This is a genomic window from Companilactobacillus zhongbaensis (genome assembly GCF_003946515.1).
In the GTDB taxonomy this organism is placed as follows: domain Bacteria; phylum Bacillota; class Bacilli; order Lactobacillales; family Lactobacillaceae; genus Companilactobacillus; species Companilactobacillus zhongbaensis.
This window is the reverse complement of the sequence record NZ_RHOM01000003.1, coordinates 127230-145978: the sequence shown is the minus strand read 5'-3', so window position 1 is coordinate 145978 and position 18749 is coordinate 127230. Positions and strand designations below refer to the sequence as shown.

17 protein-coding genes are annotated in these 18749 nt (G+C 40.4%); 14 read left to right on the top strand and 3 right to left on the bottom strand.

From position 1 onward, the window contains the following. Window positions 1–493 precede the first annotated feature (493 nt). The 6 genes from EKM69_RS02650 to EKM69_RS02625 all read left to right on the top strand — a co-directional run bounded on the left by EKM69_RS02650 (window position 494) and on the right by EKM69_RS02625 (window position 5092). Window positions 494–1060 (top strand): TetR/AcrR family transcriptional regulator, encoded by a 567-nt coding sequence (locus EKM69_RS02650; protein ID WP_125707838.1) that lies wholly within the window; start codon window positions 494–496, stop codon window positions 1058–1060. Window positions 1061–1158: 98 nt separating this feature from the next. After that, window positions 1159–1359, top strand: a complete 201-nt coding sequence (locus EKM69_RS02645; protein ID WP_125707836.1) for a PspC domain-containing protein — start codon at window positions 1159–1161, stop codon at window positions 1357–1359. Window positions 1360–1362: 3 nt separating this feature from the next. After that, window positions 1363–1548, top strand: coding sequence for a PspC domain-containing protein (locus tag EKM69_RS02640; RefSeq protein ID WP_125707834.1), 186 nt, complete (start codon window positions 1363–1365; stop codon window positions 1546–1548). After that, complete coding sequence (locus EKM69_RS02635) at window positions 1548–2552, top strand: DNA-processing protein DprA (protein ID WP_125707832.1); 1005 nt, start codon at window positions 1548–1550, stop codon at window positions 2550–2552. Before EKM69_RS02640 ends, EKM69_RS02635 begins: the two co-directional genes overlap by 1 nt. Before the next feature lie 138 nt (window positions 2553–2690). Continuing rightward, the gene (locus EKM69_RS02630) at window positions 2691–4115 is read left to right on the top strand and encodes a C69 family dipeptidase (RefSeq protein WP_125707830.1); all 1425 of its coding nucleotides are present in this window, start codon (window positions 2691–2693) and stop codon (window positions 4113–4115) included. A gap of 98 nt (window positions 4116–4213) precedes the next feature. Beyond that, window positions 4214–5092: a LysR family transcriptional regulator gene (locus EKM69_RS02625; RefSeq protein ID WP_125707828.1), complete on the top strand. Its 879-nt coding sequence runs from the start codon at window positions 4214–4216 to the stop codon at window positions 5090–5092. A gap of 123 nt (window positions 5093–5215) precedes the next feature. Here EKM69_RS02625 and coaBC read toward each other — a convergent pair whose 3' ends face one another. Then, window positions 5216–6421: a bifunctional phosphopantothenoylcysteine decarboxylase/phosphopantothenate--cysteine ligase CoaBC gene (gene coaBC, locus EKM69_RS02620; protein ID WP_125707826.1), complete on the bottom strand. Its 1206-nt coding sequence runs from the start codon at window positions 6419–6421 to the stop codon at window positions 5216–5218. 49 nt (window positions 6422–6470) lie between these two features. On the opposite strand from coaBC, the gene EKM69_RS02615 reads away from it, so the two are divergent. The 4 genes from EKM69_RS02615 to EKM69_RS02600 all read left to right on the top strand — a co-directional run bounded on the left by EKM69_RS02615 (window position 6471) and on the right by EKM69_RS02600 (window position 11890). After that, window positions 6471–6665 carry a hypothetical protein gene (locus tag EKM69_RS02615; RefSeq protein ID WP_125707824.1) on the top strand — a complete coding sequence of 65 codons (195 nt, stop codon included), beginning with the start codon at window positions 6471–6473 and terminating at the stop codon, window positions 6663–6665. A 105-nt stretch (window positions 6666–6770) separates the two neighbouring features. Continuing rightward, entirely contained in the window at window positions 6771–7598 is an 828-nt protein-coding gene (locus EKM69_RS02610) for an ATP-binding cassette domain-containing protein (RefSeq protein WP_125707822.1), read from the top strand. A 98-nt stretch (window positions 7599–7696) separates the two neighbouring features. Further along, window positions 7697–8683: a 3-hydroxyacyl-CoA dehydrogenase gene (locus tag EKM69_RS02605; protein WP_125707820.1), complete on the top strand. Its 987-nt coding sequence runs from the start codon at window positions 7697–7699 to the stop codon at window positions 8681–8683. Window positions 8684–9178: 495 nt separating this feature from the next. Continuing rightward, window positions 9179–11890 (top strand): glycoside hydrolase family 3 protein, encoded by a 2712-nt coding sequence (locus EKM69_RS02600; protein ID WP_125707854.1) that lies wholly within the window; start codon window positions 9179–9181, stop codon window positions 11888–11890. Window positions 11891–12337: 447 nt separating this feature from the next. Here EKM69_RS02600 and EKM69_RS02595 read toward each other — a convergent pair whose 3' ends face one another. Continuing rightward, window positions 12338–12886 carry an NADPH-dependent FMN reductase gene (locus EKM69_RS02595; protein WP_125707818.1) on the bottom strand — a complete coding sequence of 183 codons (549 nt, stop codon included), beginning with the start codon at window positions 12884–12886 and terminating at the stop codon, window positions 12338–12340. A gap of 447 nt (window positions 12887–13333) precedes the next feature. Between EKM69_RS02595 and EKM69_RS12625 the strand changes: the two genes are divergently transcribed. Both EKM69_RS12625 and EKM69_RS02585 read left to right on the top strand, forming a co-directional pair. After that, entirely contained in the window at window positions 13334–13996 is a 663-nt protein-coding gene (locus tag EKM69_RS12625; protein ID WP_318530652.1) for a hydrolase, read from the top strand. Window positions 13997–14523: 527 nt separating this feature from the next. Beyond that, the gene (locus tag EKM69_RS02585; RefSeq protein WP_125707816.1) at window positions 14524–15519 is read left to right on the top strand and encodes a zinc-binding alcohol dehydrogenase family protein; all 996 of its coding nucleotides are present in this window, start codon (window positions 14524–14526) and stop codon (window positions 15517–15519) included. A gap of 60 nt (window positions 15520–15579) precedes the next feature. On the opposite strand, the gene EKM69_RS02580 is transcribed toward EKM69_RS02585, so the two are convergent. Next, window positions 15580–16362, bottom strand: coding sequence for a Cof-type HAD-IIB family hydrolase (locus tag EKM69_RS02580; RefSeq protein WP_225423812.1), 783 nt, complete (start codon window positions 16360–16362; stop codon window positions 15580–15582). 100 nt (window positions 16363–16462) lie between these two features. On the opposite strand from EKM69_RS02580, the gene EKM69_RS02575 reads away from it, so the two are divergent. Further along, on the top strand, window positions 16463–17209 hold the full coding sequence (locus tag EKM69_RS02575) for a response regulator transcription factor (protein ID WP_125707814.1): 747 nt from the start codon (window positions 16463–16465) through the stop codon (window positions 17207–17209). A gap of 2 nt (window positions 17210–17211) precedes the next feature. Continuing rightward, window positions 17212–18699 (top strand): sensor histidine kinase, encoded by a 1488-nt coding sequence (locus tag EKM69_RS02570; RefSeq protein WP_125707812.1) that lies wholly within the window; start codon window positions 17212–17214, stop codon window positions 18697–18699. Window positions 18700–18749 lie beyond the last annotated feature (50 nt).

Here is an 18749-nt window from a genome sequence, read left to right as displayed (position 1 = left end):
TCAGAATGCTTAAATTAATGAACCGCCGTATACGGACCCGTACGGACGGTGGTGTGAGAGGTCGGTAGCCTAGCTACCTCCTACTCGATCGGCTGAGGGCTGTATCCCCGGGCCCCTCCGCCTAGGGTAGTGCAATCCCCCCTTTGTTTAGTGGGGAAGTAGGAGCTTCCTATGTTTATGCGCAAGATTTATTCTTTTTGAGCTCCTGGCTGCTTCTCGGTTCGCGGGACTGAAGCTCCGCTCATTTTGTTTCCTGACGTACCTTTTGGTTGCAATCTTTTCTTTCTTTTTTCGTTGGATAAGTTTTGGTATTATTTTTGATCTCTTACTTTCGCGTCTGGCTCGCGTGCTCGATTCTCTCGCACTCTCGCATTTGTTTTTGCGTGCAGTTGGTTGTCTTATTTTCTTTGTTTTTCTACACCATGAGCATATTTGTTGACCGTTTGAATGAATTTATCTATAATTCATTCATAAATATACTGGTGGTGATTTGATGGATGACAAGAGAGATCGTATTTTTGATGCTGCACATGTTTTGTTTTTAGAGCGGGGCTTTCGTGATACTAGTGTGGCCGATGTTGCTGCTATTGCTGGCGTTGCTGTTGGTTCATTTTATTTGTACTTTAAGTCGAAGGAAGATTTATTTGTGCAGATTTATAATAGTGAGAATGAAAATGTGAAGGCGCAGATTTTGTCTCGAGTTGATCTGGATGATGATCCGGTTAAGGTTATTAATTCGATTGTTGAGCAGATTTTCAAGCTGTCTTCGCATAATCGTATTTTGCAAGAGTGGTTTGCTAATCCTAAGTTGAATGAGTTGATCGCTAAACAAAGTGATAATGTGGTCGAAGATAGTTTGATTTATTCTACGATGTTGCACTTGATCGATAAGTGGATCGCTGATGATTTGGTTAAACCTGGGATGAGTAAGGATCGGATCGTGGCTTTGTTTGATGCTTTGACGGTTTTAGATTTTCATCAAAGTGAGATCCAGACTGATGATTACCAACGAGTTTTGGACGATTTGATCGAAGGGATCCTGAAGGTTATTTTGAAGTGATGTTACGAAACTGTAAGGTTGTTGTAAGCTGAATAAATTTCGTTTTGCTCGGAAATTTCATATGATATTAATATAGAAACGCAAAGGAGATTATTATTATGCATATTCCAATTAAGAGATCGAAAACAAATCAGTTGTTTGCCGGGGTTATTGCAGGTTTTGCGGAACATTTCGGTTGGAATGTTGCCTTGGCGCGCGTGTTGTACGTTGTATTGACGTTATTTTTATCCGTTACTGGATTAGGAATTATTGCCTATCTAGTAATGTGGATGCTAATGGAAGAACCAGTGGAGGGATAATTTATGCATATACCAGTTAAGAGATCACGTGATAATGTTTTTGCCGGTGTTATTTCCGGGATGTGTGAACATTTCGGCTGGAACACGACTATCGGCCGAGTACTGTACGTCTTGTTAACGCTGATGCCTTGGTTCCCAGGGATCATTGTTTACTTAGTACTTTGGCTCTTAATGGAAAGCCCTGAATAGTGGCTGATCCAAAAGTTTCGTTGTCGCAGTTTATCATTGCCGTTTTGAAGGTTAAAGGCTTAGGAATGGCAACTGTTAAAAAGCTGTTTGACAATTATCAGACTGATTCAAAATTAAATTTCAAATGGTTACAAAACTCAACAGTACCATCAGTAAAAAAAGCTTTATCTAAGAAATATTTGACGGAAGAAATTTTTCAAAAATATCTGGATGAGGCTTTTTTTGAACTACAATTTTGTGCTGAACATCAAATTACCGTACTGAATTATTTTGATGAACGTTATCCTAAAAATTTAAAGCAGTTAAAAAAATATCCGCCTATTTTGTATGTCCGAGGGAATGTTGACTTGTTGAACGACGATAAAATGGTCGCGATGATCGGTACGAGACATCCTAGTAAGTTTGCAGAAAAAATTGGTCTGCGAATGGCCAAGTATTTTGCTGGAGAATTAGACTATACGATTGTCAGTGGGTTAGCTATCGGAGTTGATACGGTGGCCCATTTGGGTGCAATGCAGACTACTCAAAAAACGATCGTGGTTTTGGGATGTGGCTTGGATCAAGCTATTTATCCGCGACGGAATCAAAAGTTGGCCGAAGATATCGTCAGTCGAGGTGGGGTGTTAGTCACAACTTATCCGACCGGAACCACGATGTTGCCACAGTACTTGGCTGCCCGTGATGAATGGCAGTGCGGTCTGAGTGATGGGGTGATTGCGTTAGAGACGGGATTAAAAGGTGGAACTAATAATGCGATGAATCACGCTTTGAAGCAAAAAAAGCCGTTGGCGGCTTTAGATCATCGCCAATTTTTCCCAGAAGAGGTCGTCAATGACTTGCCTCATGCCTTAGGAAATTTTCAGTACATCGATCAAAAAGAAGCATCACCGCTGTTTTCAAAACAAAGTTTAGATCAGTTTGATCAGGAAATGGCCAAGTGGCGTGCTTCACGAAATCAGATGGAAGTTGGGCAGACGATGGATTTATTTTCAGATGATGATTAAAAAATTAGACTATTTTGACAGCTTTTTTGGAAGCTGTTTTTTTGTAAAAACATTTGTGAATAATTTAATTAAATCCGCAAATAACCTAGCTTCTTCGTATTATTAATTTTATACTTGAGACGAAATGGGGGCATTATGATGAAGAAATTGAATTCAGATTGTACAGAAATTTTAGTCGGTAAAAAGGCTACGATGGATGGCTCGACTATTGTTGCTAGAAATGAAGACGGCTATGGTCCGATCAATCCGATCAAATACATCGTTCATCAAGCTCAAGATCAACTTAATAAGACTTTCAAGTCAGTAACGACTGGTGTAGAGATCCCACTACCAGATCACGCTTATCGTTATACTTGCACGCCTCAGGCTGACCAAAGCGATGGACTTTGGGAAGAATCAGGTATCAACGAATACAATGTCGGGATGAGTTCGACCGAAACGACTGCTACCAACAAGCGGGTGCTGGGATACGATCCGTTAGTTCACGATGGGATCGATGAGGAAGCGATGCTGACCTTAGTTTTGCCATACGTGAAGACGGCTAAAGAAGGTGCCCAAAGGCTAGGCGATTTGCTGGAAAAATACGGAACTGGTGAATGTAACAGTATTGCTTTTAATGATAAAAATGATGTCTGGTTGCTAGAAACAGCTGGTGGTCATCATTGGGCAGCTATGAAGATCCCCGATGACTCGTACGCTATCGTTCCTAATCAAACAATCATGCAAGAAGTCGATGTTAGTGACACGGATAACTTTTTGATTGCGACTGATTTAGTCGAATTTGTGGAAAAACATCATCTTAATCCACAACCTGGTCATTTTAATTTCCGAGAGATTTTTGGTACTCAAAGTGAGGCCGATGCTTTTTATAACACGCCACGGACTTGGTATGGCCAAAAGTTGTTTAATCCGGAAACAGAGCAAGATCCTACTAGTCAAGAAATGCCAATGACACGCCAACCTTCAAAAAAATTAGCCATCGAAGACGTTCAAAGATTTTTGCAGTCGCATTATAATGGAACGAAATTTGATCCATTTGGGACTTATTCATCTGGGACTAAAGAGGAACAACGTCAGTATCGTCCAATCGCCATGGATCGGAATCAGTGCTCGTCGATCTTACAAGTCAGAAATGACGTAGATGAGTCATATGCAGGTGTTCAGTGGTTAGCCTTCGGATTCTTCGCCTATAGTCCTTACGTGCCATTTTACGTTAACGCTTTGGACACACCGGAAGACTATAAGAATACGACTCAAGAAGTATCTTTGGACAACATTTATTGGCTGGAAAAAACTTTGGCTGTTTTGATCGAGCCACATTATCATGAGTTTTCGGATGAGATCCATGCATTTTTGGATGACTGTCAATCTTATGCTCGGCAACGGATCGAAGCTGCTGACCAAGGAGCTGAAAAAGCTGCTGATCTGCCAAAATATTTGACGGAAAACAATTTAGAAACTGCGAAGGAATTATCGAAGCGGACGCATAAATTGTTTGATACTTTAGTCAAACATGGATTGAAATTGTCGATCACTTATTGGGAAAAGGGTCAAAACCTTTAAAATCCAGTTAGCTGATTGCTCCATTAAAAAGGACATTTGAGTAATTTATCAAATGTCTTTTTTTGTATGGTATTCTAAAATGGAATGGATGTGATCAGATGGAAATCAGCAAGCTGAAAGTTTTTTTGGATCTGGCTAAGACTTTGAATTACTCGGAAACTGCCGATCGGCTTTTTACGACTCAAGGAAACATTTCGAAACAAATTTTATCCCTTGAAAAAGAGCTTGGTGTGACGCTCTTCGTTCGGGCTCATCGAAAAATCTCGTTGTCTTCAGAGGGTGCGATGGTCAAGCCTTATGCCCGCAAGATCGTCAATGACTATGAGAGCTTGAACATTAAGATTGCTGATTATCTTGATGATCAGAGTATGACTATTAAGTTGTTCAATATACCAACTATGACTAATTATGATAGTTTTTTGCTACTAGCTAGCTTTCTGCGAGAGCATGCTGAAGTTCATGTGGAACTGCAGGAAAAAGAAAGTGAACAACTGTTTGATTCTTTGCGGCGCAACGATTGCGATATCATTTTTACTAGGACGTTCGGGAAAATTGGTAAGGATCTGGATGTCATGCCAATGGAGGAGGATCAGTTGGTCGCAATGGTCCCAGCAGATTACTCTGTATTGCAAAAAGATGGGTCGATCAAGTTACAGCAATTGGCAGGTGAAAAATTTTTACTGCTCAATTCTGCGACTAATTTGCTTGATCCGATTCGAAATCTTTGCCATAAAGCCGGATTCACTCCTAACATTGCTTATACAGGAACGCGGATCGACTTGATTGCAGCCATGGTCAAGAATCATCTGGGAGTTTCACTCATGATGCAAAAGACGGTGGAGAGATTTGTTGATGACAAGATCAGTTTGATTCCAGTTGATTGTAAGCTACCTAATCAGCTTTGCTTTATTCGAAAACGAGGCCACAATAGTCAAGCCAGTGATAAGTTGTGGGAATTTATTCAAGAAAATAAATAGCAGTAGCGATATTCTATTTTGAATATCGCTACTGCATTTTTAGTTGGAGTATAAACTATTCTGAGCGTTCTATGCTTGAGTTGGTTTTGAGATTTGCCTTATCGTTCATTTTTGTAAAGTAAATTATTTTGCAAATTGGTTGAGGTAATATCTCCAAAACTTATCGGCAACTTCTTTTTTCGTCATTAAAGGCCAAGCTTCTGGTTCTTGATTTTGAGTAATGACCGTGATCCGATTGGTGTCGACGTTGAAGCCGGCGTCTTTTTGTGAAACGTCATTTGCTAAGATGATGTCGGCATTTTTACTGTTGAGTTTTTTCGTGGCGTTTTCAATCAAGTTTTGAGTTTCGGCGGCAAAACCAACGACGGTTTGAGTCGTTTTGTGTTGAGCTACTGTTTTGAGGATGTCAGGATTTTTCGTTAGTTCGATCGAATAAGTGTCTTGGTCGGCAGTTTTTTTGATTTTTTGAGTGGCAACGTGGACTGGCTTGAAATCGGAAATCGCTGCTGCCATTACTAGGACATCAGTTTCTGGGAATAGGTCGTTGAGTTTAGTCAACATGTTTTCGGCAGAATCGATGTTGATCACCGTCAGATTTTTCATGGTCGACAGGTAAGGGACCGTTGCTAGTAAGGTTACTTCAGCACCTGATTTAGCGGCTGATTCGGCTAGGGCGATGCCCATTTTGCCCGAAGAATTATTACCGATAAATCTAACTGGGTCGATCGGCTCCTTTGTGCCACCAGCAGTGACGATGACTTTTTTGCCAGCTAATGGTAGATCCTTGTTGAGAGCTTTTTCGATGTTTTCCATGATGGTGTCCAAATCAACTAAGCGTCCTTTGCCAATTTCTCCTTCAGCTAAAAAGCCTTCTGCCGGAGCAACGACTTTGATGCCCATTTCTTCTAGCAACTGCAAATTTCTTTGCGTGGCAGGATATTCCCACATGCTCGTATTCATCGCTGGGAAGACTAGTTTAGGGGCGGTCGTAGCGATCAAAGCTGAAGTAACGATGTCATCAGCGATGCCATTCGCCATTTTGGCAATGATGTTGGTTGTCGCCGGAACGACCACAGCTAGGTCTGCCCAACGGGAGATTTTGATGTGAGGGATGAAATCGTCTGCGCTAGATTGAGCTTGGTAATTATCCGTGATCACGGGATGTTTACTTAAAGTTGCGAAAGTTAGTGGCGTGACGAATTTTTGTGCGGCGTAAGTCATGACGACTTGGACTTCAATTCCTTTTTTAATTAGGGCACGAACTACTTCCAATGCTTTGTATGCGGCAATCCCACCTGTAACGTAAACTGCGACGTGTTTAGTAGTCATCGAAAAACTCCTTTAAAAAATTGATATAATTAAATTTGGAGGTCAATTCTTGAATAAATCAACCATCTACATTAGTATAACAGTAATTTTATTTATCGTTATTAATGATCCCGTCTTGAAATTTCTCGTCCACACGTTCAATTTCAACTTTTGGGTCAATGAGATCATTATCGTCATTTTGGTCGTATTATTGATGTTTTTGATCAGTAAAATATTGAATAAAACAGTCTTCAAAAATAAGTGATGACATATATAAATATAAATAAATTTAATTGAGGTTAGTAGCTTTTTTCCAGCGTTTCTTACTGATAATATTTTAGATACAATCTAAAAATATAGTGAGGGAAGCATGAATAATATCTTAGAAATCTCACATGTGACGAAAAGTTTCGATGGGGTGACTGCCTTATCAGATTTGAGTTTGACCTTGGAATCGGGACGATCAATGGGAATTGTCGGTCCCAACGGTTCTGGTCGCTCGACCTTGTTGAAATTGATCATTGCCACAATGGAACGTGACAGTGGGCAAATCAAAATATCCGGCGATCTAATTACTTCTATTAATAAGCCGAAAGTATCACAAGTTGGCTCATTGATCGAGACGCCTGATCTTTTCCCATATATGACAGGTATTGATCATCTGCGATTGTATTCAAACTCCAACGAAAAAATCGGACGAATCGTGTCAGAATTGCAGTTGGCTAATTTTATCGAAAAGCCTGTCAGTACGTATGCTTTTGCCATGAAACAAAAACTCGGACTGGCCCAAGCACTAGTTAACGATGCACCACTGATATTACTAGATGAACCGACAATAGGATTGACAGGAGCGGATATTAAAAATCTTCATCAAGTGATCCAACGGAAAATGGCGCAGGGGACGTCATTTGTGATCAATGGACAAACCATGGCTGAGATCATGCCGCTAACCGATAACCTGACTTATTTAGAATCAGGGAAGATAGTTGATAAACATATGTCTAAACGTCATCCGACGGTGATTTTAGAAACTTCTGATGATGTTTTAGCACGTTCAGTTTTGGAGCAAAATGGTGCACCATTGATAGAAGCAATGCAATTGACCATTAGATCAACCGATGAATTCTCTTTGACTAAATCAGTCGAATTATTGAGTCAAGTCGGAGTTAATATTTATCGCTTGGAAGCTCGCCATTAACCACTCGTTAAACTTTTTACAATCGTTTCATTTTGAAAACAACTAAAAACTAGTTAAAATGTAATCGGTTACAAAATATGTTTACGGAGGGTCACATCATGACAATCAAAAATGTCACTATTGCCGGAAGTGGAGTTTTAGGAAGTCAAATTGCTTTTCAGACAGCTTTTCGCGGATACAATGTAACAATTTACGATATTAATGATGAAGTAATCGCCAAAGCGAAGGATCGAATGTTAGGCCTAGTCGAAACTTATAAGAAAGAAGTCCAAGGACAAGCCGACCATTTGAACGTATTTTTCCAACCCGGAGTCTACGAAAGTACGATTTTGCCGAACTTGAAAGATACCTTGATCCGAGATTTAACGACCTCAAACAAAAACGCAGAATCAGTTCCTGCAAGCTTGAAGTATTCGAGTGATTTAAAGACCGCAGTAACTAACGCCGATTTGGTGATCGAAGCAATCCCAGAACGAATGGACATCAAAGAAAGTTTTTATCAAGAGCTAGCTCAAGTAGCACCTGCTAAAACAATTTTTGCCACAAATACCTCAACGCTCTTACCAAGCCAGTTCGCTGAAATAACAAAACGCCCAGAAAGATTCTTGGCACTACATTTCGCCAACGAAATCTGGAAAAATAACACAGCAGAAGTAATGGGGACCACACAAACTGATCCAACCATCTACGATGAAGTAGTAGAATTTGCCAAAGGAATCGGCATGATACCAATCAAACTAAAAAAAGAACAACCAGGCTACGTATTAAATACCTTACTAGTACCACTACTAAATGCTGCTCAAATGTTACTAGCAAAAGGAGTAGCGGACGTAGAAACAATAGATAAAACTTGGATGTTAGCAACCAAAGCCCCATTCGGCCCATTCGGTATCCTAGACATAGTAGGCCTAAAAACAGCCTACGACATAACATCAATGCAAGCAGAAAACGACCCAGACTATCGAGCTCTAGCCGACATGATCAAAAACGACTACATAGACAAAGGCAAAAAGGGAGTAGCAACAGGAGAAGGCTTCTACAAATACCCAAACCCAGCATATCGTGATCCTGAATTTTTGGAGTAATGAGATAGTTGGGAGAGACTAATAATTTATATAATAGTAAGGACAAACCAAAAGGGTTTGTCTTTTTTTTGAGGTTTTGGTCTTGGTCTTTACTATTATGGAGGGATTTGAGATAGACAAGTGAGAAATAGGGAGGGGAAAAAACGCCGATTTATGCAACAAGTATAAGTACCGTCCCCCAACCCCAAAGGATAGACTTTGCACTAACATAGGTGGAGGGGTGGGGCGCTATATGGGTTCAGCTGTGAAATTATTCTTAGCGATTTATCGCTTAGAATAAGACTCGTATTTGAAATGCCCGAGCGAACTTCTCGGGTAGTTCAAATCGACGTCCACAGCGTTCCAATCCCATATAGCGCCCCGCCCCGGAACCGGCAGTTAACCTCCATCAAAAATCCCCCCCGCAAACTCTATCCGATTTTCCCTCTCCACTATCACCGTATAAAGTGTAAAATTGTCTATAGGTACAATTTCCACCAAAGGAGAGTATGTGTGATGGAAAGCAAGATGTCTCAACGTGAGGTCAACAATGCAAAGTTGTCTCAAAAGGTAGCCGAGCAAGGGATGGTGCTGCTACAAAATAAGAACGAAGTCCTACCGTTACAAAATCGGACGATAGCCTTATTCGGAAGCGGATCCTTTGCTACTTATAAAGGAGGTACAGGGTCTGGTGATGTCAATCAACGTCGGGTGATCAACATCGCAGATGGTTTGGAACAAGCAGGTTTTCAAATTACTTCCAAAGGTTGGTTGACGCGTTATCAACGAGCCTATGAAAAAAATAAACAAGCTTATTACGAAAAAAATAAAGATTCAATGTTAGCTATTTTAGCTCCGGCTTTTTCAATGGATGATCCTGAAATCGGTGAATTTCCTGAAGCTCAAACTGGGATTTACGTTATTTCCAGAAGTGCCGGTGAAGGACAAGACCGCAAGAATGAACCAGGCGACTTTTTATTAACGGAAAGTGAATTGACTAATATTCAAGCCATGAGTCAGTTTTATGAAAACAGTGTCGTCTTATTGAACGTCGGAGGAGTCATCGACACTTCGTTTATTGATGATTGTCCATTGTTAGACAGTGTTTTATTGATCTCACAGCCGGGGATGCAAGCTGGATTAGCAGTTGCTGATGTTCTTGATGGAACAACGACTCCTTCAGGAAAGCTGACGGATACTTGGGCTAAACAATATAGCGATTATTATACGGCGAATAGTTTTGGCCAAGAAGAACCTAATTACCAAGAAGGTATTTATGTCGGTTATCGATATTTTGATAGCTTCGACGTCGAGCCACGTTATGAATTCGGTTTTGGAAAAAGCTATACGAAATTTTTCATCCAGACGGATAGAGTCCACGTTAATGAAAAGTCGCTCGATGTGGATATTTCAGTCCAAAATATTGGCGAGACTTATCAAGGTGCTGAAGTAGTCCAATTATACGTTTCTAATCCACAGACAGGTATTCCTACGCCATACCAAAGCTTGGCCGGTTTTGTTAAGACTAAGCCACTTTATCCAGAGCAAGAACAAAGTTTGAAGCTGTCAGTTCCTGTTAAAAATTTGGCAGTTTATGATGAATCGAAAGCGGCCTTTATTTTAGTTGCCGGTACTTACATTGTTCGTTTAGGAAATAGTTCGAAAAATACCGAAGTCATAGCTGAATTTAGGCTAGATGAAGATGTTGTTATTTCGCAGTTGGAACACAAACTGATGCCAGAAATGGATCCAACGATTTTACGATCGAACAATGTCCAGTTAAAGCAAACCAAACAAGTTCCTTTCTTCCTATTAAAAGCAGAAAACTTCTCCGGACCGGAGATCATTCACTATCATCGTGAAAATGAGGTTACGACTTTTTCCAATAGTCGACGTCAATTGCCTGGTAAAGGGAAAAAAGAAACGATTGCTAAAGTGGAATCAGTTACGGCGCCCCGATTGGTGGACGTTTATAATAAGAAGATTTCGCTCGAACAATTTGTTGCTGAACTTTCTGATCAGGAATTGATTGATTTAGTCGAGGGGGTTGTGACTCCTGATGAAATGGGAAGTATCGTTGGTAACGGTGCTCAAACGGTTCCTGGTGCTGCCGGTGAGACTGTGGAAAACTTGCAGTTTGGTATTCCTAAAACTGTGAATGCCGATGGACCAGCTGGACTTCGTTTGACACAGAAGTATCAAGATGATGATGGCAATGACCAATATCAATACGCTACTGCTTGGCCAATCGGTACGATGCTGGCTCAAACTTGGGATACTAGCTTAGTTAAAAAATTAGGCTTTGCTGTTGGTAAAGAAATGAAGGAATTTGGCATTACGATGTGGTTAGCTCCAGGAATGAACATCCATCGTGATCCACTTGGTGGCCGTAATTTTGAATATTTCTCCGAAGATCCAGTGCTATCAGGAATGATCTCAGCTGCTGAAGTCAATGGAGTCCAGGAAAATCCTGGTGTGGGTGCAACCATCAAACATTTCTTAGCCAACAACCAAGAAACTAAGCGTAATACTGGTAACAGTGTCGTTGGTGAACAAGCACTTCGAGAAATTTACTTGAAGAACTTTGAAATTGCCGTGAAAGCTTCCCAGCCGATGGCGGTAATGAGTTCTTACAACAAGATCAATGGTACTTTTGCCGCAGCTAATTTTGAGTCTTTGACTAATATTTTGCGTGATGAATGGCATTTTAATGGTTTAGTCATGACCGATTGGTACAGTTTGGCTGAGCCTAAAGAAAGTATGCACGCTGGAAATGATTTGATCATGCCAGGATCAAGTCAAGACCAATTGTTAGCAGCGATTGCAGACTTAGGACCAGAGTTTGATCGATTTGGTGTTATAAAAAAACGACCTACATTTGATATAGCAACATTTACTCCAGGTGAAAAAGAACTTTGGAATGACTTCGTTCCTGATCCAGAAGGGGAAGAAGTCGTCAAAATTGGTTTGGCCAATGCTGAAAGCATTGATAGTACTTTGCTAGACATGATTTATGCCGGTACTGCTCAAATCATTGATCAACATACCTTGTTGATTTCTGGAAAGTTTAAAGATAATAATGATCTTTATCTTGGTGATTTGCAGAAATCTGTTATTAATATTTTGAAAGTTATTATGAAAACTGATCGATTTATGAAGATGATCGACTCGGCTGCTGTACCTTATAATCATGGGGTGAAGCTGGTTGATTATTTTGATGGGGAATAAAAAACTCGACCACCTGCTTTGGGTGACCGAGTTTTTTTGTTTTGGTTGGTGTGATTGGATAGTGTTGTTAAGTTTTATCCTCAAGGATGTGAAAACGAGTTCCGAGACGCAGGGGCTTCCGGCTTAGCAACTGTCGTCAGGCACAACTTTGGATGTATAGAATAGAGCTGTCTATTTTTCCTATCCAAATTTGCTGCAACAAAATAGCACTATCCATTTTTTGCCGATTAAAACTGCAGTGGTTTGAATAGTGCTTTTTATTGTTATCCTCAAGGATGCTGAAACGAGCTCCGCGAGGTAGCGGCCTCCGGTTAACACATGTAGTCGCGGTACGGCTTCGCCGCACCTTGTGCGACTACACGCGTTAATCCTCAGCAGCTGACCAACCTCGCTGCGCTCTCTGTGTTAAAATTCTCAGCAGCTACCCGTGTGCCTCCATTTTCTGTGCTAGTACTTTCCAATTAAGTCAACAAAGGCGTCGTCGATGCTTTGAAGGAATCCTTTGGTTCTGTCGTCGACGTTTCCGTTGTCATCTAGTAGGTTGGTTACGTTTCCGATGTATGCTTCTGGTTGTTGTACTACTGGCATGTTTAGGAATACTAGTGATTGACGTAAGATGTGGTTTGCTCCGAAGCCACTGATTGCGCCTGGTGATACGCTGACTACTGCGGCTGGCTTTTTGTCCCAGATGCTTTGACCGTATGGACGTGAACCAACATCTAATGCGTTTTTCAATGCTGCTGGAATCGAGCGGTTGTATTCTGGTGTTACGAATAATACGGCATCTTTGTCTTTCATAGTATCTCTAAATGCTGTGTATTCTGCTGGAGTACTTTCTGGTGTATCAATATCTTCGTTGTACAGTGGAAGGTTACCAATTTCTACAAATTCTGCTTCGTAATCACTAGGCAACAAGTTTACCAAGTTATGGGCGATTTGCTTTGAAAATGATCCCTTTCTTAAACTACCGACTAAAACTGCGATTTTTTTTGACATGTGCATTCCTCCAATATTTATTAGGTTAAATTCAAATTAGCATAAAAAAAATTTTTTGACAAAAGATTGTTCTCGCAAATCAAAAATATTGTCAAATTAATGTTTTTAGAGATTATTTTCAAAAAAATGAGTGTTTTGATGAGGGATAATTATCTTGAGTTTGTCAATAGTGATCGATTTTTGGTAAAAGTATCCCTCATTTGGCTGATTATATATGACCGTGAAAGGTCAAATGTGAGAAAAATGTAAGTTCCGTTTAAAAAGACAAATGTCTGAATATTTGAAAAAATATCATTATATTCAATTAAAAAATCACTTTATTGACATACATTACACAAATGTTACAAATCTAATCGTCCTGCAATCTTATTTATTATCTGTGTAATATAAATGAAACATAAATCTTGTATAGTTCTCTCTGTTGTTCAAACAAATCGGAGGGATTAGTTGATAAAGCAATTTAAACTTGAAGCCTTATTTTTTACAGGCCTAATATTTGTTAGTTTTATGGGGTATTCAGCCAATGTATATGCTGATGCAAATAAAGAATCTGACGTTGAAACTACCGTCAGCATTAAAGATACGATCAAGGGACATCATCTTGACGACACTAACAAAGACGAAAATAAATTAAATAAAAAAGTTTCTTTACCTGGTAACAAGGAATTTATGCCAGGAATCAAAGGAAGCGAAAAAGATTTCGACATGCCTGAGATCGAAACAGAAGAGCCAGCTGAAGAGGTCGCTGAACCAGTACAAACAGTTCAACCACAACCAATAGCTCAACCAGTGCAAACTGCACAACCAGTTCAAACACAAGAACAAGTACAACCAGCAACCACATCAGTCGGAACATTCAAAGTAAGTTTCTATGATCCAGCAGTCTTAGGTTCAAACATGGGCTACGACGGAGTAGCAGCCAACCTAAGCGTATTACCACGTGGTACACGCATCAAAATCACAACAGCACAAGGAGACGTCTGGTACAGAACAGTAAATGACACAGGAACATTTGCATATTCAAACCCACAACAAATAGACGTCGCAATGCCTAACAGCTTAGTACCATCTTATGGTATAACTTCTGCTACTGTTGAAATTGTTGGGTAGAGAAAAAAGAGAGCGCAGCGAGGTGGTCAGCTGCTGAGGATTAACGCGTGTAGTCGCACAAGGTGCTGCGAAGCAGTGCCGCGACTACATGTGTTAACCGGAGGCCGCTACCTCGCGGAGCTCGTTTCCGCTATAAAGGGGGCAACGTTTGGCAACCCCAAAACAAAGCGCCCCAACAAAACAAGTAAAACTTGTTAATCAAACAACTCGGTAAATCACTCAACCAGTGAAACCGAGTTTTTTGTTTCAAAAAAAGAGAGTGGAGGAGCGCGGGTAGCTGCTGAGGATTTAGGGACTGTCGGCACCAAAGGTGCGGCGAAGCCGTGCCTGCCGACAGTTTCTAAACCGGAGGCCGCTGCGCTCCGGAACTCGTTTCCGCTATAAAAGGGGCAATGTTTGGCAACCACCAAACAAAGCGCCCAAGAAAATAAACATAATTTGTTAATCAAAAAAACTCGGTAAATCACTTAACGAGTGAAACCGAGTTTTTTTGTTGTAAAATAAAGATATGTGAAGGAGGAACTACCATGAAAATATATGGCGTTACTGATAGTGATCTAAATAGTTTATCTGAATTTGATGCTGCCTTGCCCGTTTGCAAGCCCCACGATATTTTAGTTGAAGTCCAAGGGATATCGATCAACCCAGTTGATATTGCTACACGCAAGAAGTTGACTGGTAGTTTCAACGGTCCCAAAGTCTTAGGTTATGATGGATACGGCAAGGTCGTTGACACCGGATCTGAAGTTACTAAGTTTAAGCGTAACGATATCGTCTTTTATGCGGGAGACTATTCACGTGACGGTAGTTACCAAGAATATGAACTAGTTGACGAAGCCATTGCTGCTATTGCTCCGAAGAAAACGTCGATCGAAGACAGCGTTTCGATGCCGTTAGTTACTTTGACTGCTAGTGAGTTACTCTATGAAAAATTAAATATCGATCCTAATGCTGATAACAGCGAAAAAACCATCTTGATCATCAATGGTGCCGGAGGAGTCGGTTCAATTTTGACTCAACTCGCACATTTAGCTGGACTCAAAGTTATTGCTACAGCTTCGACCGATGAAAAAGTCGATTTCGTCAAACGTCTCGGTGCAGATCAAGTAGTTGATCATCATCAAGATCTGATCAAGCAAGTCCGTGATCTTGGCGTTAAGTATGTCGATTTCATCGTTGGTTTAAGTGACAACGATCCACATTGGGAAGAAATTGTTGAATTGATCAAGCCGTTTGGAACATTTGCGACGATCACGAATTTAAATGAATCTAAAGTTGCCGATTTGAAACAAAAATCAGTTGATTTCAAATGGGAATGGATGTTTACCAAGGCCTTTTTCAATCTTGATAGCATGTCGACTCAAGGGGAGTACCTTTTCCAATTGGCGCAAGATTTGGATAATGGTAAGATATCATCAACGACTACCAAGGTATTTCAAGGATTAAACGTTGAAAATATTAAAAAAGCTACCGAATTAGTCGAAGCAGGTCATATGATGGGAAAAGTCGTCATTTTGAGTTAAGATTTTTTCCAACAAAAAATGACAATATTCAATGAACGAATATTGCCATTTTTCAATTACTTAGATCAAATCAAAGTGCTTCAAGCCGTTGACGATCCCGTTGTCAGTATTAGCAGTAGTAACGAATTCAGCTAATTGCTTAACTTCGTCGATCCCGTTGCCCATTGCCACACTGTGGTCAGCAAACTTGATCATCGGAACATCATTTGCACCGTCACCGAAGGCGTATACGGGCTTATCTTCTAAGTCCATGCCCTTGAGCAAGTGCTTGATACCGTGCATCTTGGAGACGTCTTTTTGAACGGTATCGATTGAGAATTTACCAGTCTTGAAGAAATTCAATTCAGGGAATTTTGCTTGATAGCGTTCTGGACCTTCGTGAGAAACTACGATGATCATCGGAATGTTATTGTGTTTGTAGAAGTCAGGATCGACTTCTGGTTCCTCGATGTGAACGGATGCGTAGAAGTCGGTCACAATTGGTTTATATTCGTAGATTTTCGTTGTGTCACCGGTATGCATCGCAATCGTGTCGCCAAAGTCTAAAGCGGCAGCTATCACCGATTCGATGGTCTTATTTGAAATCTCGCTTTCGTAGATCAATTGATCTCCTGATTTGATAAAAGCGCCATTTAAAGTAATATATGAATCAATACCTGTCGGTCCTAAAACGTGTTGTAATTCATTTGTTGCGCGACCAGTACTAATTACTGGCAGGTAGCCATTGTCGCGTAATTCATGAACGGCATTTGCAACTGAATCGTCAATTTCTGATTTGGCATTCATTAATGTACCATCCAAGTCGAAAAAGACGGTTCCTTTATAATCGTTGTGCAATGTCAAAGTATTCACCAACCTAATAAAATTTTGTACTCCTACATCTTAACAACTTTTGTCCAAATGATATAGGGTATTTCTGAAATGTTGAATGGAGTTTATGCTAATGAAAATATTAATGATTGAAGATAATAAGTCTGTTTCCGAAATGATGAGCATGTTTTTTCAAAAAGAAAACTGGGATGCTACCTTTGCTTATGACGGAAATGAGGCAGTTGAAAAGTTTAATGAATCACCAGATGTCTGGGATATGATCACTTTAGATCTGAACTTGCCTGGAAAAGACGGGATGGAAGTTGCCAAGGAGATCCGTGCCGTTTCAAAGACGGTACCGATCATCATGCTGACTGCTCGTGACAGTGAAAGTGATCAAGTTCTCGGTTTGGAATTTGGTGCTGATGATTACGTAACAAAGCCATTTAGTCCTATCACTTTGATTGCCAGGATCAAGGCAATCCATCGGCGTAGCGAAAATATCGCCGAAGAGGCTTCAAAGAACAATCCGGCAACTGACAGCGGTGATAATGATAACAGTGAATTCGATATCGATACCGGCTTTTTCCAATTGAATGCTGGAACTCGTGAAGCTTATTTAGGTGGAAAAGAGATCCCAGATTTAACGCCTAAAGAATTTGATCTGCTCAAAACTCTAGCAAGTAAGCCAAAACGTGTTTTTTCACGTGAACAATTACTCGAGCAAGTTTGGGACTACGATTATTTTGGTGAAGAAAGAACTGTCGATGCTCATATCAAGAAGCTTCGTCAAAAAATCGAAAAAGTTGGTCCTCAAGTGATCGAAACTGTTTGGGGAGTAGGATACAAGTTTGACGATTCTGAAGTAAAGGCTAAATAAATATGAAATTAATCTACCAAAATATGCTGAGTTTCTTAGTAGTTATTTTGACGACTTTAGGTATCATCTTGTATACCGTAACTAGTACTTCCACGACTTGGGAATACAACAAAACTTATCGAGATCTCGAAGGATACGCTGGTAATCTTGAAAAAATCGCCTTAACGACTGATTCAGATACTGGGCGGATCCACAATATTACCGACGAAAATATTTCGATGGTTGAGCAAGTTTTATCAGATCGGAATGTTCGTTTTGCTATTTTTGATTACAACAATACCCAAGTTTATCCTTCATCCGTCGCCGGAACTTCGACTCATTTGAAGAAAAAGTATTGGAATAAGTTAAAACAAGGCAAGACTGTCCGTAATATTTCTCGCCAAGCTGATCAAGATGGTAACCCGAAATTCAAAAACAATGCTGACATGAACTACGTCTACGTCCTAACCCCTTGGTTCAAAGATGGCAAACTAGTAGCTGCCGTCTGGGCAGGGTCTGACGTTAGCCAACTGCAGACTAATATTGGTGAGATCAACAATCGACTGTACATCGCCTTATTGATCTCACTACTGGCAGCCATTATCCTAAGTTTCTTGCTTTCAAGATATCAAGTTAATCGGATCAACCGACTCAGAGGAGCCACGAGAAGAGTTGCTAACAATGACTTCTCAGTTCATATCGAAAGTAAAAATCGGGATGAGCTAGATGACTTGGCCGATGACTTTAATACCATGGTTAAGTCCCTAGAAGCCTCAGATAAGGAAATAAAGCGCCAAGAACAGCGTAGAAAAGAATTCATGGCCGATGCGTCACACGAAATGAGAACGCCATTAACGACCATTAATGGGCTATTAGAAGGATTGGCATACGATGCTATTCCAGAAGAATCCAAGGGACAAAGTATCGAATTGATGCGTAACGAAACCAATCGATTGATCCGACTAGTCAATGAAAACCTTGACTATGAAAAGATCCGGACTAATCAAATAACCTTGGCTAAACGAGTTTTCGATGCCAACGTACCATTGCACGACATCGTGTCGCAATTAACGAAAAAAGCAAAAGAAGCTGGCGACAACCTAAGGCTAGAGACACCAGAAAAAGAACTGAATACCTTTGCAGATTATGACCGATTCACACAAGTCATGTTCAATATCATCCAAAATTCGATCCAGTTCACTAATAACGGCGAAATCGTCGTCCGCGGCTATCGAGAAGAAGACAATCACGCTTCCGTCTTCAAGATCCAAGATACCGGAGTAGGGATGTCTACAGATCAAGTTAAAAATATCTGGGACAGATACTACAAAGCGGATCCATCCCGTAAGAATCGAAAATACGGTGAGTCTGGCTTAGGACTATCGATCGTCCACCAATTAGTCGAAAACCACGGCGGAAAAATCGAAGTGGCAAGTAAATTAAATGTCGGAAGTACCTTCGTAGTTTACTTCTATGATGAAGGATACGAACATACAAAAAAGGATAAGTAAATATTTATAGTCTAAAAAAGGACAAGCCTGCAAATTGTAGGCTTGTCCTT